Genomic DNA, 16,725 nt, shown 5'->3' on the forward strand with positions numbered 1-16,725 from the left:
GGCGGGGCGGGGCGGTCCGCAGGATTCCGCCGCCGCCAAGGGATTCTACGAACGCGCTGCGGCACTCGGCAATGCCGACGCCGCAGCCGCTTTGAAGCGCGCCGACTGCCCGTATTCGATTAAGGACAAGCAGGGGAAGCTTGTGACCAATCTGTGCTTCTAAGGTCTTTCCAGCGACGCCGCCGGGGCATTCCGTCCTGACTTGAAAATCTGCTAGCGAACGAATTCGGAAAACGGCCCGGATCAGACGGCGCGGCCGCGCGTCTGATCCGGGCCGTCTGATCCACGTCAACAACAGAGCACGGCCCCTATGAATAGAAACGCGGGATCGGAATCGGACGCCGGCCGGCAGGCTCGGCCGGTGCGTTGTCCGGATTGCGGTGGCGATCTCATGCGACCCGCGCCTCACGTCCAGGCCGGCCGCCCGGTCAGCCCAGAGGGCGAGCGATGAGCCAGCACAAAAGCAGCGTCGGACTGCTGATCAGCACGGTCGGCGTCGTGTTCGGCGACATCGGCACCAGCCCGCTTTACGCGCTGAAGGAAACCTTCGCCGGCCATCACCCGATCGCGGTGACGCCGGACAACATTTTCGGCGTGCTGTCTTTGGTATTCTGGACCGTGATGCTGCTGGTCACGGTGAAGTACGTGATCATCATCATGCGCGCCGACAACCACGGCGAGGGCGGCAGCCTCGCGCTGCTGGCGCTGGTCACGGAACTAACGCGCGGCCGCCGCGTGCACTATCCGCTGATGATGCTCGGCGTGATCGCTGCAGCGCTGTTCTACGGCGACAGCATGATCACGCCGGCGATCTCGGTGCTGAGCGCCGTCGAAGGCCTCGAGGTGGTGACGCCGGACCTGAAGCTCTATGTCGTGCCGGTCACCGCCGTGGTGCTGACGGCATTGTTCGCGATCCAGTCACGCGGCACCGGCCTGGTCGGCCGGCTGTTCGGGCCGGTGATGACGATCTGGTTCGTCACGCTTGCGGTGCTCGGCATCGTCAACATCGCCCGCTCGCCGGGCGTGCTCGAGGCGATCAGTCCGGTTTACGCGGTCGAGTTCGTGATCCGCCATCCGCTGATGAGTTTCTACGCGCTCGGCTCGGTGGTGCTCGCCGTCACCGGCGGCGAAGCGCTCTACACCGACATGGGGCATTTCGGCCGGTTTCCGATCCGGCTGGCGTGGTTCGGCCTGGTGCTGCCGGCGCTGCTGCTGAACTATTTCGGCCAGGGCGCGCTGCTGATCCACGACCCGAGCGCCATCCAGAACCCGTTCTTCCGGATGGGGCCGGAATGGATGGTGATGCCGATGGTGGCGCTCGCCACGGCAGCCGCGGTGATCGCCTCGCAGGCGGTGATTTCAGGTGCCTATTCGGTGGCGCGGCAGGCGATTCAGCTCGGCCTGCTGCCGCGGATGACCATCGTCCATACCTCGGGCGAGGAGGCCGGACAGATCTACGTGCCGTTCACCAACTGGACGCTGTACATCGCCGTGATGGCGCTGGTGATCGGCTTCCAGTCGTCGAGCAATCTGGCCGCCGCCTACGGCATCGCCGTCACCGGCACGATGATGATCGACACCATTTTGGTGTCGTTCGTGATGGCGCTGCTGTGGCGCTGGAACATGGCTCTGGTGATCGCGGTGATCGGCACGCTGCTGGCGGTCGACTTCGCGTTCTTCGCCGCCAACATCATCAAGGTGGCGCAGGGCGGCTGGTTCCCGCTGTTCATCGGCTTCATCTCGTTCACGGTGCTGACGACCTGGCGACGCGGCCGCGCGCTGGTGCGCAAGCAGCTCAAGAAGCAGGCGGTGCCGCTCGACGTGGTGCTGCGCGCGCTCGGGCCGAACGTGTCGCGTGCCCGCGGCACGGCGGTGTTCCTCACCGCCGCGACCGACGGCGTGCCGCCGGCATTGCTCCATAATCTGAAGCACAACCAGACGGTCCATCAGCGCGTGGTGCTGACGACGGTGATGACGGCCGAGACGCCTTACGTGCCCGACAGCGAACGCGTGCTGATGACCGATATCGGCGACGGGTTCCATCGCCTGATCATCCGCTACGGCTTCATGCAGACGCCCGACGTTCCGGCCGCACTCGCGCTGTGCAAGCAGTTCGGGCACGAGTTCAACATGATGTCGACCTCGTTCTTCCTCAGCCGCGAGACCTTCGTGCCGAGCCTCAATCCGGGCATGGCGTTGTGGCGCGAGCGGCTGTTCACCTTTATGACGCTGAACGCGACCCGGGCGACGACCTTCTTCAAGATCCCGACCGATCGCGTCGTCGAGCTCGGCACACAGCTCGAGATCTGATCGCAGCGCTCAGGCCAGCCCGAGCGCGAAGGCCAGCGTGCCGATCGCGGCGTGCGACACGATCAGCGGCCAGATGTTGCGCATCCACAGATAGGCAGCGCCCCACACCAGGCCGAGCAGGAAGGTGTTCAGCAGCAAGGCCGGGTCGCCGTAGCAGAGGTGGATCAGCGAGAACATCGCCGCCGAGTACAGCACATAGGCCCAGCCGCCGCGCGATAGTTTGTCGGTGATCAGTTTGGGGATCGACCGGCACACCACTTCTTGGCACGGGCTCGACACCAGTACGTAGAACGGCGCGAAGCTCAGCCACGCCGGTGGCTTGGCGTCGAACGTGAAGAACTGCGTCTGCAGCAGCATCACGGCCGCGATTGCGAGCGTGAGTGCCGCGCAGCCAAACCAGTGCCGCCAATGATGTGGCTTGCCGAAACCGAGTTCCGTGAAGGACACGCCGGCCCACACGCAGAGCCCGATGCAGAGTCCCGACACCATCAGCAGGGCGTGGATCCGGTAGGCGAACGGCAGCAGGCCGAAATGGATCGCCAGCCCCGGAGCGGCCAGCAGCAGGGTCAGGCCCGCCAGCGGGACGAGCTGGTGGGCCATGAAGCTGGGGATATCGACCGAGGCCGGCGGCGATTGTCGTAAATTTGTCATCTGACAATCATCGGCATTCCGCCCGATGAGGCCAGTCACAACCGCGCCAGCTCTTCCTGTTGTGATCCCGAGGCGGCCCCGTGGTTCTGCGGGAAACGCGTCAGCGCCGGCTGCTGCCTCCGACCCCAACGTCCAACGCGCCGCCGATCTTCACGCAGGTGCCGCCGCCTTCGACCTGAACGAAGCCGGGACCATACGCCGCGCAAGGATTAGTGGTCGTCGTCTGTTTCGGAGGGGGCGCGGGCTTGGGGGCGAGCCGCCGGTCGTCGGCGGCGGCCGCCGGCGTCACGGTAGCTGCGAGCAGCAGGGCGATCAGCGTGGTTCTCATGCGGATTGAGTAGCGCAGAAGCCGCGCGCCTGCCAGCCGGCCGCAGCGGTTCCATTGCCCCAAACCCGCCGCAATCAGAAGGTCGAGCTTGGTCCTGGTGAAAACTCGAGCCGAGCGCGGGGCATTGCGCTTGACGCCGCCTCGGCGCTCGGATTGACGTAGCGTCGCTGGTGAACAACCGCCACGGCGCGCGGCGTGCCGGGTAAGCGTATCGACGGGGATCTCGATGAGAACGATGGTTGTCATGGTGGCGCTGCTGGCTTCGAGCGCGGCGTTGGCGCAGAGCGCGGGCACGCCGAGCAGTCCGCCGATGGTCGGCGATCGGCCGCTGGTCCAGATCAAGCCGCGCGGCGACAAAATGGCGACCTCGGAGGGCGCCGGCAAACAGGCCAAGTCGGGCAAGCCTTCTGTCGCGTCGCAACTGCAAGCCTGCCTCGAGATCGAGGATGGCAGCAAGGAGCGACTCGACTGCTACGACGCGATCTTCCCTCCCAAGCCGAAGGCGCCGAAGAAGGGGGCCAAGCAGGCGGCCGCAAAGGCTGTCGCGGAGTGCCGCTTCACCAAGGAGCAGGACGAGCGACTGGCCTGCTACAACGGCTTCGCCGACGCGATTCCGAAACTGCCGAAGACCTGACCGGCTTGCGTTTGTTCCGTAGCAGCCTGCGCCCCGCCGCGATCGTGCAGGGCGCATGACTGGGCTTTCTCCAGATACGCCGCTCGGACGCCTGATTGCTGCGCCGATGCGGCCCGGCCGCCTCGCTTGGATCGGTCTGCGTCCGGCGCGGCACGCCGCGATGACGATGCCGACGGAAGCGACGCTGATCGCGCAGACCGGCATCGTTGGCGATCGCTACCGCACCTCCCGCAACGGCACCCGGCAGGTCACGCTGATCGCCGCTGAGGATCTCACGGCCATCGCTGCGTTCCTCGGGCGCGACGCAGTCGCTCCGGAGTTGTTGCGACGAAACCTCGTCACCAGCCGCATCAATCTCGTGGCTCTCAAGGGCCAGCGCTTTCGCATCGGCACCGCGCTGCTGGAAGGGTCGGGCGACTGCGCGCCGTGCAGCCGGATGGAAGAGACGTTCGGCGTCGGCGGCTACAACGCCGTGCGCGGCCGCGGCGGCATCACCGCCCGGGTGATCGAAGGCGGCACCGTGCGGATCGGTGACCCGATCGAACGCATTTAGGATAGGCTGCGGCGCGGCTGCCGCGCGGTCGATCGTAATCAGGAGTTCGCCGATGTCTCTCCGCCTGCTCGTGCTGTACGGCTCGTATCGCTCCGACCGGATGGGAATTCGTCTCGCCAACTATCTGGTCGGGGAGTTCGCGGAGCTTGGCCACGAGGTGGAATTGATCGACGCCAAGGCGATCGGCCTGCCGATTCTGGACCGCATGTACAAGGAACATCCCAAGGGCGAAGCGCCGGCCGCGATGGAAGCGCTCGCCGACAAGATCCGCAATGCCGACGGCTTCGTGTTCGTCACCGGTGAATACAATTGGGGCGTTCAGCCGGGACTGAAGAATCTCACCGATCATTTCCTCGAGGAATGGTTCTGGCGGCCGGCGGCGATAGCGAGTTACTCGGCCGGACGTTTCTCCGGCGTCCGCGCCGCCACCGCGTGGCACGGCACGCTGAGCGAGATGGGCATGGTGGTGATCTCGTCGACACTCGGCGTCGGACCGATCGCGCAGACGCTGGACGAAACCGCCACGCCGATCGGGGACGGCGGCAAGTCGCTGGCGCGCGCATTCCCGCGCTTCGCGGCCGATCTCGCCTGGTGGGCCGAGGCCGCGAAAGCGCAGCGTGCCAAGGTCAAACCGCCATATTGAGCGGCGGCGCTTCGCACCCTACATCTGCCCGATGCACGACATTACCGAAGCGCAAATCGCCGAGCTCGTCCGCACCTTCTATGCGCGGGCGCGCGACGACGATCAGATCGGCCCGATCTTCAATCGCGCCGTCGCGGATTGGGATCATCACATCGCGCAGATCAGCGATTTCTGGTCGTCGATGCTGCTCAAGACCGGCCGCTACGGCGGTCGGCCGATGCGGCCACATCTGATGCTGGGCTTGGAGCCCGCGCATTTCGATCGCTGGCTCGCATTGTTCGAAGCGACCGCGACCGAGTTGTTCGAACCAAACATCGCCGCCGCCTTCATCCTCCGCGCCCGCCGCATCGCCGACAGCTTCGAAATGGGCATCGCGACGACGCAGGGCAGGGTCGCTGCGCCAAGGCATAGTGTGTAGCCGCCCGGGCTGATTGTTCAGCAACTCGTCACTGAGTCCTCATCCTGAGGAGCCCGGCGAAGCCGGGCGTCTCGAAGGATGGGCCACGCAGCACCTGTGGCTCCATGGTTCGAGACGGCGCTGCGCGCCTCCTCACCATGAGGCGGTGTTAGTGGCATCTGCAAAGTGGATTCCGGGTCTGCGCTGCTGCGCAGCGCAGACCCGGAATGACGGGGGAGGCGGTGGCCTTGCTAACGGGCGTTGACATTGCCCATCCCCGCATTCGCTTGTTACTTCGCCGCGAGCTTGTCCTGCGTCTTGGTCTCGAAGTCGCCGGCGTCGTGGCGTTCGTGGAGCTGGGTGGAAGGCTCGCCGGAGACGCGGTTGACCATGCGGCCGCGCTTGACGGCGGGGCGCTCGGCGATCGCCTTGGTCCAGCGCTGTACGTTGGTGTAGCTGGCGACATCGAGGAACGTGGCGCTGTCACCGTACAACAAGCCGCTGGCGAGGCCGCCATACCACGGCCACACGGCGATGTCGGCGATGCTGTATTCGCTGCCGGCGAGATACGCGGTCTCGGCAAGACGACGATCCAGCACGTCCATCTGCCGCTTCACTTCCATCGCGAAGCGGTTGATCGGATACTCCCACTTCTCCGGCGCATAGGCGTAGAAGTGGCCGAAGCCGCCGCCGAGATACGGCGCGCTGCCCATCTGCCAGAACAGCCAGTTCAGGCATTCGGTGCGGCCGGCCGGGGTGGTCGGCAGAAACGCGCCGAACTTCTCGGCCAGATAGAGCAGGATCGAGCCGGACTCGAAAACGCGGATCGGCGGATTCGTCGAGCGGTCGAGCAGTGCCGGAATCTTCGAGTTCGGATTGACCTCGACGAAGCCCGACGAAAACTGATCGCCATCGCCGATCTTGATCAGCCAGGCGTCGTATTCGGCGCCGCTGTGGCCGAGCGCCAGCAACTCCTCGAGCAGAATCGTCACCTTCTGACCGTTCGGCGTCGCCAGCGAATAAAGCTGCAGAGGATGTCTGCCGACCGGCAATTCCTTGTCGTGGGTCGGGCCGGCGATCGGCCGGTTGATCGACGCGAATTTCCCGCCGTTCTCCTTATCCCAGGTCCAGACTTTTGGCGGCGAGTAGGGGGCGTCGGTCATCGGCTGCTCCGGGTTTGTTTCTTGTCGCGCGGTGAGGTGGAAACAATGGCGACGCCGCCGCGCTTTGCAAGGGCCAGTTCCGAGGGGCGCTATGCGAACAGGGCGGATGCGATTGTTCGGCCGCGAGCTACGCGGCGGACAGGCCGGCCCGCGTCGCCGTGGGTTTGTGTTCGCTCACGTCCTGGCTGGCCTCAGGCCAGGCGCAGCCGCCGCCCGAGCGCTTCGCCGCGTACAGCGCCTGGTCGACCCGCTCCAGAAGTTGCGCCGTCGGATTGGCGGCGAGGGCGCCGTCGCAGACCACCAGCCCTGCGCTGGCGCCGATCCGCACCGGGAGCTCCGACAACAGGAATGGCATCGATAATTCCAACACGGCGGCGCGGGCGAGTTGCAGTGCTTCCTCGCGGCCGAGAGGGCCCTCCGAGATCGGCTTCAGCAGCATGAATTCGTCGCCGCCGAAACGCGCTGCAATGCCGGTCGTGCCGGCGCAGGCCTTCAGTCGCTCGGCGACCTGACGCAGCAGATCGTCCCCGGCATGATGGCCGTGACGGTCGTTGACCGGCTTGAACCCGTCGAGATCAATCGCGACCAGCGTGAAGCTGCCGCTCATCTCTGTCAGCGCGGCCAGGAAGCCGGCGCGATTCGGCAGGCCAGTGAGGAAGTCGTGTGTCGCCTGGCGGGACAGCCGATGTTTGGCTTCGAGGCGCTCGGTGAATGCGGCGCTGAGATGCTTGGAAGCTTCGCGCAGGGTGAGCCAGAACAGCACCAGCATCGCCGCGCCGATGTTGTATGCGAGCTCCGGCCGCAGCAACCCGGCGATGATGGTGGGGGTCAGCAGCATCGCCGACGCCGTCAGGATGATCCATGGCCGGATCGCCGCCCGCGACACCATGCCGACGCAATACGACATCGACAGGCCGAAAGCGATCCAGGCGCCGGGGGCATCGCCGAGCCACAACGCCCGGAACGATAATGCGCCGAGCGCGAGGCTGAAGGCCGAAGCGCCGACGCAATACAGCACTTCCCAGCGGACGACGTCGGCATCGGTGAATTGAGCGGCGCGCGCCTTGTAGCGCAGCAGCGAGACGACACGGGCCACCGCAGTGATCAGGATGAACACCGAAATTGTCGCATAGCCGGGATCGCGGTCGATCAGCGTCAGCGCGACCGCACCAGTCACCGAGGTGACGCCGATCGCCGCGACCTGCGGCATCGACGTGTACAGCAGCTCGACCAATTCGCGGCGAATCCGCGGATCGGCGTGCAGCAATCTGGCGAACAAAGAGACGATCATCCGCGGCACCATAAGTCGCGAGTTCCTAACAGCCGATGGCAACAAGGCGCCGCGCGGTAATATCGTCGCGGCAGTGTTAACGGCCGGTCAATGAACGGACTGCGACAGGGTGGACGATATCTTCGAAAGTCTGCTCGCTCGGGGTTCCGGATCGATGCCCTGCAGCGACAAGTCGCGATACGCAACCCACTGTTTGCGGAAGAGCAGGGGACGATCGTGTCGTTCGTTCATCGCGACGAGCGACGCCTCGGATCGAAAGGAACCGAGCAGAAGCTAAGGGCCTGAATCTATCACACCGGCGGCCAGCTACGCAGCGCCATGTCGGCGAGTTTGCGGAGCTGATCGCGCGAGGCGCCACCGGCCGCCTGGACGGCCATGCCTTGCAGGATCGCCGCAACGTAGCGGGCGAGGTCGTCGGCATTCGCGTCGGCAGGGAGGTCACCCTCCGCAATCGCGCGGCTCAAGCGGTCGCGCAGATCCTCTTCGGTCTTGGCACGGCGGGCGGCCAGTTCCTGCTTGATGGTCTCTGCGGTTTCGCCGCAGCACAGCGCGCCCTGCACCGCGAGACAGCCGGGGTTGCTCGGGTCACTCATGGCGTCGACGGCACCGCAAAGGATGTGCTCGACCACCTCGCGCGCTGTCGGCTTCTCGAGGCCGGCCTGATAATAGCGGCCCGGCCCGTCGACATAGCGATCGAGCGCTTTACGAAACAGATCCTCCTTGTTGCCGAACGCGGCGTAGAGGCTCGGCTTGGTGATACCCATTGCCTCGGTGAGGTCGGACATCGACGTGCCTTCGTAGCCTTTGCGCCAGAAGACGTGCAGGGCGAGATCGAGCGCCGTGTCGACGTCGAATTCGCGTGGTCGTCCAATGGCCATTGCAAAACGCCTCCCGAGATTTCTACCAAACGGTAGATAAGTCTCTTGACAGTGGATGTCGATAGTCCATTTATACCGGGCGGTATGGATATGTGCACTGCAGCGTGGTATGATGATCCTATCGCCAGGCTGCAGTCGTCATACGAGTTACTGAATTCGCTGAGCTTTTAGCAAGCTCGCTTAGGTTGAATGGGAATCACGATGGCCAAGACTTTCGCTCGAAACATGACGTTGGGTGCGGGGATTGTGGCGGTTTCGGCCGCATTGGCCGGCGGTGCGGTGTTGATGGACCGAACCGGGTCCGCCCAGGCCGAAACCGCACCGGCCGCGCCGTCTGCTGTCGCGGCCTCGGTCGCGCTGGTCGAGTCCAAGGCGACGACCCCGTCGGATGAGTTTTCCGGGCGGCTCGAGGCGATCGAGCGGGTCGAGATCCGCTCGCGCGTCGCCGGCGCCGTGCAGGAGATCAAGTTCCACGAGGGCACGCTGGTCAACAAGGGCGACCTGCTGGTGATCATCGATCCGTCGCTGTACGCCGCCGAGGTCGACCGGGCGCAGGCGCAACTCACCGCCGCCCGCGCCCGCGTGGTCTTTACCAAGGCCGATGTCGAGCGCAGCCAGCAGCTCTCCAGCTCCGCCATCACCCAGCGTGAGGTCGAGAACCGGCTCAACGCCTATCGTGAGGCCGAAGCCAATGTGAAGACCGCCGAAGCCGCGCTACGCACCGCGGAGCTGAACCTCAGCTATACCGAGATCCGTGCGCCGGTGTCGGGCCGCGTCGGCAAGATCGAGATCACCGTGGGCAATCTGATCGCCGCGGGGCCGAGTTCGCCGCTGCTGACCACGCTGGTGTCGGTGAATCCGATCTACGCCAGCTTCAATGCCGACGAGCAGGTGGTGGCGCGGGCGCTGAAGACGCTGGCCGACGAGAAGACCCCGGGCGCGATCGATCGCATCCCGGTGCAGATGACCACCGGCACCGACACTGCGCCGGTCAAGGGTAAGATGCAGTTTGTCGACAACCAGGTCGATCCGCGCTCGGGGACGGTCCGGGTGCGCGCGGTGTTCGACAACGCCGATGGCCGGCTGATGCCGGGCCAGTTCGCGCGGCTGTCGATGGGCCAGCCCAAGCCCGAGCCGGCGCTGCTGGTCTCTGAACGCGCGGTCGGCACCGACCAGAACAAGAAATTCGTGATGGTGGTCGATCCGCAGAACCACGCCGAATATCGCGAAGTCACGCTCGGCGCCTCGGTCGAGGGCATGCGGGTCGTCGCCTCCGGGTTGAAGGCCGGTGAACGGATCGTCGTCAACGGCCTGCAGCGGGTGCGGCCGGGCGCGACCATCAAGCCGGAGACGGTGGCGATGGACGGTGCCGGCGTCACGACCGGCAAGGCTCTGGCGCAGAACTAATCGCTGCCGATCCCGCGCCGGCGGGATCGGATCTCTCACCCGACATTCGATAGCCGCGCGGCCGATGGCTCGGCCGCGCTCGGATTTCTGCGCCCGCGAGCAAGCGGATCGATACGGACCAGTGCCATGAATTTCTCCAAGTTTTTCATCGATCGCCCGATCTTTGCCGGCGTGCTGTCGGCGGTCATCTTTCTCGCCGGCCTGCTGTCGCTGCCGGTGCTGCCGATTTCGGAGTATCCGGAAGTGGCGCCGCCCACCATCGTGGTGACCGCGAACTATCCGGGCGCCAATCCGAAGGTGATCGCCGAGACGGTGTCGACGCCGATCGAAGAGCAGATCAACGGCGTCGAGAACATGCTGTATATGAGCAGCCAGGCGACCACCGATGGTCGCATGACGCTCAACGTCACCTTCCGGCTCGGCACCGATCCCGACAAGGCGCAGCAGCTGGTGCAGAACCGCGTGTCGCAGGCCGAGCCGCGCCTGCCGGCGGAAGTGCGCGCGCTCGGCATCACCACCATCAAGAGTTCGCCCGACCTCACCATGGTCGTGCATCTGATGTCGCCGAACGACCGCTACGACATGACGTATCTGCGTAACTACGCGGTGCTCAACGTCAAGGACCGGCTGGCGCGGATCGAGGGCGTCGGCCAGGTGCAGCTGTTCGGCTCGGGCGATTACTCGATGCGGATCTGGCTCGACCCGCAGAAGGTCGCCGAGCGCGGCCTGTCGCCGAGCGACGTGGTGCGCGAGATCCGCGCCCAGAACGTCCAGGCCGCGGCCGGGCAGGTCGGCAGTTCGCCGGGCGAGCCGGGTCTCGATCTGCAGCTTTCGATCAACGCCCAGGGACGGCTGCAGACCGAAGAGGAGTTTGGCGACATCATCGTCAAGAACGGCGACAACGGCGAGGTGGTCCGGCTGCGCGACGTCGCCCGCATCGAGCTCGGCGCCGCCGACTACGCGCTGCGCTCGCTACTCAACAACAAGTCCGCGGTCGCGGTGCCGATCTTCCAGTCACCGGGCTCCAACGCCATCCAGATCTCCGACAACGTCCGCAAGACCATGAAGGAGCTGAAGGAGAACATGCCGGACGGCGTCTCCTACGACATCGTCTACGACCCGACGCAGTTCGTCCGCGCCTCGATCGAAGCGGTGATCCACACACTGCTGGAAGCGATCGCGCTGGTGGTGCTGGTCGTGATCCTGTTCCTGCAGACTTGGCGGGCGTCGATCATCCCGCTGATCGCGGTGCCGGTGTCGGTGATCGGCACCTTCGCGGTGATGCACGTGTTCGGCTTCTCGATCAACGCGCTGACGCTGTTCGGCCTGGTGCTGGCGATCGGCATCGTGGTCGACGACGCCATCGTCGTGGTCGAAAACGTCGAGCGCAATATCGAGCGTGGGCTCAATCCGAAAGACGCCGCCTATCAGGCGATGCGCGAAGTCACCGGGCCGATCATCGCGATCGCGCTGGTGCTGGTCGCGGTGTTCGTGCCGCTCGCCTTCATCAGCGGCCTGACGGGACAATTCTACAAGCAATTCGCGCTGACCGTTGCGATCTCGACCGTGATCTCCGCGTTCAACTCGCTGACGCTCTCGCCGGCGCTGGCCGCGCTGCTGCTCAAGGGCCACGACGCGCCGAAAGACGCGCTGACGCGGTTCATGGACAAGACGCTCGGCTGGTTCTTCGTGCGCTTCAACCGCTTCTTCACGAAAAGCTCCGAGGCCTATGGCGGCGGCGTCAAGCGCGTAATCTCGCGTCGCGCGGTCGGCATGGCGGTGTATCTGCTGCTGGTCGGCGTCACGGGCTGGCTGTTCCACGCTGTGCCGGGCGGCTTCGTGCCGGGTCAGGACAAGCAGTATCTGGTCGGCTTCGCGCAGTTGCCGGACGGCGCCACGCTGGACCGTACCGAGGAAGTGATCCGGCGCATGGGCGAGATCGCCCAGCAGGAGCCCGGCGTCGAGAACTCGATCCAGTTTCCCGGCCTGTCGATCAACGGCTTCACCAACTCGTCGAACTCCGGCATCGTCTTCATCGGCCTCAAGGACTTCGCTGAGCGGAAGGGCCCGGCACTGAGCGGCAACGCGATTGCCATGGAGCTGAACAAAAAGTTCGCCGGCATCCAGGATGCCTTCATTGCGATGTTCCCGCCGCCGCCGGTCGCCGGTCTCGGCACAATCGGCGGCTTCAAGCTGCAGATCGAGGATCGCGCCGGCCTCGGCTACGAGGCGCTGAGCGACGCCACCAAGGCGTTCGTCGGCAAGGCGTCGCAGCAGAAGGAATTGGCCGGGCTGTTCACCAGCTACCAGATTAACGTGCCGCAGCTCTATGCCGACGTCGACCGCACCAAGGCGCGGCAGCTCAACGTGCCGGTGACGTCGATCTTCGACACCATGCAGATCTATCTCGGCTCGCTCTACGTCAACGACTTCAACCGCTTCGGCCGGACCTATTCGGTGCGTGTGCAGGCCGATGCCAAGTATCGGGCGCGGGCCGACGATGTCGGTCAGCTCAAGGTGCGCTCCGACAGCAACGAGATGATCCCGCTGTCGACGCTGCTGCGCGTCAAGGAGAGCGCCGGGCCGGAACGGGCGATGCGCTACAACGGCTTCCTCACCGCCGACGTCAGCGGCGGCGCCGCGCCCGGCTTCTCGACCGGTCAGGCGCAGGATGCGATCGAACGCGTCGCCAAGGAGACGCTGCCGAAGGGCGTGTCCTATGAATGGACCGAGCTGACCTATCAGGAGATTATCGCGGGCAATTCGTCGTTGATCGTGTTCCCGGTGGCGCTGCTACTGGTCTTTCTGGTGCTGGCCGCGCAATACGAGAGCCTGACGCTGCCGCTGTCGATCATCATGATCGTGCCGATGGGCCTTTTGGCTGCGATGTTCGGCGTCTGGATCAGCAAGGGCGACAACAACGTCTTCACCCAGATTGGACTGATAGTCTTGGTCGGCCTATCGGCGAAGAACGCCATCCTGATCGTCGAATTCGCGCGCGAGCTCGAATTCGCCGGGCGCAAGCCGATCCAGGCGGCGATCGAGGCCAGCCGGCTGCGGCTGCGGCCGATCCTGATGACCTCGATGGCGTTCATCATGGGCGTGGTGCCGCTGGTGACCTCGACCGGTGCCGGCTCGGAGATGCGCCACGCGATGGGCGTGGCCGTGTTCGCCGGCATGATCGGCGTCACCGCGTTCGGTATCTTCTTCACTCCGATGTTCTACGTGCTGCTTCGCGCGCTCGCCGGCAACCGGCCGCTGACCCAGCACGGGGAGGCGACTGTCGTCGATGCCCCGACGCAGCCGCATGCATCGCACGCGCCCGAGCCCGAACCTCGCTCGGAGCGCGTGCTGATGCCGCACGACTAATCCGGAGGCACGCGATCGGCCCGCTGACGGTGAGCGCGCTGATCGCGGCACGGATCGGAGTAATTCTAAGCCATCGCGGCGAGACATATGGTCGCGATCATGTTTCCAAATGTGGCTGGGAGACAGGGCTTTCTTGATCTATTCTATCGCTCGCAATCGTGCGTGACGATGCTTCAGAGGTTACACGTCCGATGACGCTGACGGTTCAGCGGCATTGGGGACGTGTCCATGGACTTACGAACAAGAAAAGCGACGAAGCAGGCAGCCCTGCTTTGCACGGTCAGCCTGCTCGCCTTGGCGACCGACCTTCCAGGCCGCGCGATCGCGCAATCGCATCTGCCGGCGGTGACCGTCGACGCGCCGCAGCAGCAACAGCGGGCGCGTGGTGCGTCGACGAAACCGGCGCGAGCCGCCGCACGGGCTGCGCGGCCGACCAGGTCGACCCAGCCGGCGCGGCAAGTCGCGCCGATGCCGATGCCCTCGGTCGATCAGAGAATCTACGCCGGCAATCATGGCTATGTGGCGGGGACGTCGAGCTCGGCCTCCAAGACCGATACGCCGCTGATCGATACGCCGCGCTCGGTCAGTGTGATCGATCGCAAGGAACTCGACGATCGCGGCGTCACCAGCATTCCCGAGGCCGTCCGCTATTCGGCGGGCGTCACGACCGGCGGCTTCGGCTATGACCCGCGGTTCGATCAGATCTACATTCGCGGCTTCGCCACCACCACGCTCGGCGACTTCCGCGACGGGCTCAAGCAGTATCCCTCGGGCTTCTCGACCTTCCGCACCGAGCCGTATCAGCTCGGCAGTGTCGAAATCATCAAGGGGCCGGCCGCGGTGCTGTACGGCCAGTCGGTTCCAGGCGGCCTTGTCGATCGGCGCTCGAAATTCCCCGTCGACAACCAGGTCAACGAGATCGCGGTCCAGGCGGGCACATTCGACCGATTCCAAACCGCATTCGACATCGGCGGCGCTGCCAGCCCGGACAAGTCGCTGCTGTATCGACTGGTGGGCGTTGCCCGGACGGGCGACACCAATTTCAACGTTGCCGATCAGCGGCTGCTACTTGCGCCGTCGATCACCTGGCGTCCGACCGCCGACACCACATTCACCGCCTATGCGCTCGGGCAGAAGGACGAGACCGATGCGAGCGTCGCTGCGCTCAATCGCAACGGCAAGCTGCTGACCGTCAACGGCCAGTATCTGCGTTCCAGCGACCCTTCCTATGACTATCTCAGGCTGACGCAGGCACAGGTCGGCTACAAGATCGAGCATCGCTTCGACGATGTCTTCACCTTCCGGCAGCACACCCGGTTCGGATCACTGCATACCGAATCGCGCTATCTCAGCGGCAGCTTCGCCGATGCGACGACCCCGATTTACAACCGCGCCGCCTATGCGGTCGGCGACGACCAGACCAGCTGGCAGACCGACAACGCGCTGCAGGCGGATTTCGTCACCGGGCCGGTCACCCACAAGGTGCTGACCGGCGTCAACTACGACCATAATGTCTGGGATTTCAAGCTCGGCTACAGCAGCGCACTGGCAGCCTATGCACTCGACATCCGAAACCCGACCTATGGCATTGCCGGCACCACGCCGGCGTATAGTTCGGGGTCGCGTTCGACCCAGCAGCAGGTCGGGGTCTATGTCCAGGACCAGATGCAGATGGGCGGCTGGCACCTGTCGCTCGCCGGCCGACACGACTGGGCCGATCAGACGCGGATCAACACCTACACCAACGCCGTGACGGGGCAGCGCGACGATTCGGCGTTCTCTTACAGCGCCGGGCTGCTGTATCATTTCGACAACGGCGTCGCGCCGTATGTCAGCTACGCGACCTCGTTCCAACCGTCCACGTCGATGGCGCTCGACGGCAGCGTGCTGGCCCCGTCTGAAGGGGAGCAGTTCGAAGCCGGCGTGAAATATCAGCCGCGTCCGGACGTTTTGCTGACCGCTTCAGTCTACGACCTCACCGAGAAGAACGCCGCCAAGCTCGCGGGTTACGTCAACGGCGTCGCGTACTATGCCTCGGTCGGAGAAATCCGCGTCCAGGGCGTCGAGCTCGAGGCCCGCGCACGGCTGACGCCGGAGCTCGAGACGGTGACGGCCTATACGTATGCCGATGCCGAGATCACCAAGACGACCGTCGCGAGCGAACTCAACAAGGTGCCGGCCGTCACGCCGAGGCACACGGCATCGAGCTGGTTGAACTACACCTTCCTCAACGGTGGATTGGACGGTTTGGGGCTGGGGGCGGGCGTGCGCTACATCGATGCGACCTGGACCTCCAATGCCAACACCTCACGCAATAGCGGCTATACGCTGGTCGATCTGGCGTTGCGTTACGATCTCGGCAAGCTGGCGCGGCAGTTCGCCGGGTTCCAGGCCTCGGTGAACGCCAACAATATCGCCGACGAGCAGATCGCGGTGTGCAACGCCGGCTATTGCTATCTCAGCCAAGGCCGGACGGTGATCGGGACGCTGCGCTATCGGTGGTAGCCCGGCGTCGCGACTCAATCGGCCGGGACGATCGCGAGTCTGATTGTGTTTGTCGCGACGCCGCTGATCTGCAGCGAGAGTTCGCCCGCAGCGAGCCGGTAGCGCACCAGCTTGCGGAGACCATCGCACTCGGTGGCTCCGCTGAAGTCGGCGGGCTTGAGCGGGTGGCCGTTCTGCAGCGCATCGATCCAGCCGCCCGCGGACAGCGCGATGGTGTAGAGGCCCGGCTTCTCGATCTGCTTGATCCGCATAAAGCCGGCGAAACGATCCGGGGGCGCCGGACGCTCGGGTGGCGTCGGCAGGGCTGCGTCGGCGCCGGGCCGAAGCGCCAACACGATGGCGTCCGCGGGGAGCGATGCGAGTTCGGCGCCCGAAGCAACCTCAGCGGCGGCGGCGGCGGTGAGCAGCGCGCGCTCCCGCTCGACCGGCCATTTGAACGCGGCGCAGCCGCTCGGCTCCGCGACCGCTGCGGCGCTGATCCACAATCCCAATCCGATCGGAATGGACGTCGCCAAGGAGAGGGCAAATCGCACGAGGCGTATCGACATCACGTGACTCCAACCTGCGCCCGAGCAGCGCCGGGCGCGTTCTGAACG

Annotated in this window: 14 protein-coding genes and 1 pseudogene; 9 read left to right on the forward strand and 6 right to left on the reverse strand. The window is 65.2% G+C overall.

Translation table 11 applies throughout. The features are described from left to right. Together IP86_RS29350 and IP86_RS11280 are read left to right on the forward strand one after the other, a co-directional pair. Nucleotides 1-163: pseudogene (locus IP86_RS29350) on the forward strand (tetratricopeptide repeat protein); the annotation flags it as partial. Nucleotides 164-447: 284 nt separating this feature from the next. Next, a complete protein-coding gene (locus IP86_RS11280) occupies nucleotides 448-2,310 on the forward strand; it encodes a potassium transporter Kup (RefSeq protein ID WP_054162624.1) in 1,863 nt (620 codons plus the stop codon). A gap of 9 nt (nucleotides 2,311-2,319) precedes the next feature. Here the strand turns inward: IP86_RS11280 and IP86_RS11285 are convergent, their stop codons facing one another. Continuing rightward, nucleotides 2,320-2,961 (reverse strand): CPBP family intramembrane glutamic endopeptidase, encoded by a 642-nt coding sequence (locus IP86_RS11285; RefSeq protein WP_082363949.1) that lies wholly within the window; start codon nucleotides 2,959-2,961, stop codon nucleotides 2,320-2,322. 100 nt (nucleotides 2,962-3,061) lie between these two features. Continuing rightward, nucleotides 3,062-3,535, reverse strand: a complete 474-nt coding sequence (locus IP86_RS29630) for a hypothetical protein (RefSeq protein WP_349509526.1) — start codon at nucleotides 3,533-3,535, stop codon at nucleotides 3,062-3,064. On the opposite strand from IP86_RS29630, the gene IP86_RS11295 reads away from it, so the two are divergent. From IP86_RS11295 to IP86_RS11310, 4 genes are read left to right on the forward strand one after another with little or no spacing between them, the layout of a single operon-like run. Beyond that, nucleotides 3,516-3,923 (forward strand): hypothetical protein, encoded by a 408-nt coding sequence (locus IP86_RS11295; RefSeq protein WP_054162627.1) that lies wholly within the window; start codon nucleotides 3,516-3,518, stop codon nucleotides 3,921-3,923. The genes IP86_RS29630 and IP86_RS11295 overlap by 20 nt on opposite strands. Before the next feature lie 55 nt (nucleotides 3,924-3,978). Beyond that, on the forward strand, nucleotides 3,979-4,476 hold the full coding sequence (locus IP86_RS11300; protein WP_054162628.1) for an MOSC domain-containing protein: 498 nt from the start codon (nucleotides 3,979-3,981) through the stop codon (nucleotides 4,474-4,476). Between the two features lie 52 nt (nucleotides 4,477-4,528). After that, the gene (locus IP86_RS11305; protein ID WP_054162629.1) at nucleotides 4,529-5,119 is read left to right on the forward strand and encodes an NADPH-dependent FMN reductase; all 591 of its coding nucleotides are present in this window, start codon (nucleotides 4,529-4,531) and stop codon (nucleotides 5,117-5,119) included. Between the two features lie 31 nt (nucleotides 5,120-5,150). Then, nucleotides 5,151-5,537: a group III truncated hemoglobin gene (locus IP86_RS11310; RefSeq protein ID WP_054162630.1), complete on the forward strand. Its 387-nt coding sequence runs from the start codon at nucleotides 5,151-5,153 to the stop codon at nucleotides 5,535-5,537. 269 nt (nucleotides 5,538-5,806) lie between these two features. Here the strand turns inward: IP86_RS11310 and yghU are convergent, their stop codons facing one another. From yghU to IP86_RS11325, 3 genes are all read right to left on the reverse strand, one after another. Then, nucleotides 5,807-6,679 carry a glutathione-dependent disulfide-bond oxidoreductase gene (yghU, locus tag IP86_RS11315; protein WP_054162631.1) on the reverse strand — a complete coding sequence of 291 codons (873 nt, stop codon included), beginning with the start codon at nucleotides 6,677-6,679 and terminating at the stop codon, nucleotides 5,807-5,809. Between the two features lie 127 nt (nucleotides 6,680-6,806). Then, nucleotides 6,807-7,970 carry a GGDEF domain-containing protein gene (locus tag IP86_RS11320; RefSeq protein WP_054162660.1) on the reverse strand — a complete coding sequence of 388 codons (1,164 nt, stop codon included), beginning with the start codon at nucleotides 7,968-7,970 and terminating at the stop codon, nucleotides 6,807-6,809. Nucleotides 7,971-8,260: 290 nt separating this feature from the next. Continuing rightward, nucleotides 8,261-8,848 carry a TetR/AcrR family transcriptional regulator gene (locus IP86_RS11325; RefSeq protein WP_054162632.1) on the reverse strand — a complete coding sequence of 196 codons (588 nt, stop codon included), beginning with the start codon at nucleotides 8,846-8,848 and terminating at the stop codon, nucleotides 8,261-8,263. A 201-nt stretch (nucleotides 8,849-9,049) separates the two neighbouring features. Between IP86_RS11325 and IP86_RS11330 the strand changes: the two genes are divergently transcribed. From IP86_RS11330 to IP86_RS11340, 3 genes are all read left to right on the forward strand, one after another. Then, the gene (locus IP86_RS11330; protein ID WP_082363956.1) at nucleotides 9,050-10,255 is read left to right on the forward strand and encodes an efflux RND transporter periplasmic adaptor subunit; all 1,206 of its coding nucleotides are present in this window, start codon (nucleotides 9,050-9,052) and stop codon (nucleotides 10,253-10,255) included. A 126-nt stretch (nucleotides 10,256-10,381) separates the two neighbouring features. Continuing rightward, nucleotides 10,382-13,624: an efflux RND transporter permease subunit gene (locus IP86_RS11335; protein ID WP_054162633.1), complete on the forward strand. Its 3,243-nt coding sequence runs from the start codon at nucleotides 10,382-10,384 to the stop codon at nucleotides 13,622-13,624. Nucleotides 13,625-13,852: 228 nt separating this feature from the next. Then, on the forward strand, nucleotides 13,853-16,129 hold the full coding sequence (locus tag IP86_RS11340) for a TonB-dependent siderophore receptor (protein ID WP_082363951.1): 2,277 nt from the start codon (nucleotides 13,853-13,855) through the stop codon (nucleotides 16,127-16,129). Between the two features lie 14 nt (nucleotides 16,130-16,143). Here the strand turns inward: IP86_RS11340 and IP86_RS11345 are convergent, their stop codons facing one another. Continuing rightward, nucleotides 16,144-16,677, reverse strand: coding sequence for a hypothetical protein (locus tag IP86_RS11345; protein ID WP_054162635.1), 534 nt, complete (start codon nucleotides 16,675-16,677; stop codon nucleotides 16,144-16,146). Nucleotides 16,678-16,725 lie beyond the last annotated feature (48 nt).

The organism is Rhodopseudomonas sp. AAP120, assembly GCF_001295845.1.
In the GTDB taxonomy this organism is placed as follows: domain Bacteria; phylum Pseudomonadota; class Alphaproteobacteria; order Rhizobiales; family Xanthobacteraceae; genus Rhodopseudomonas.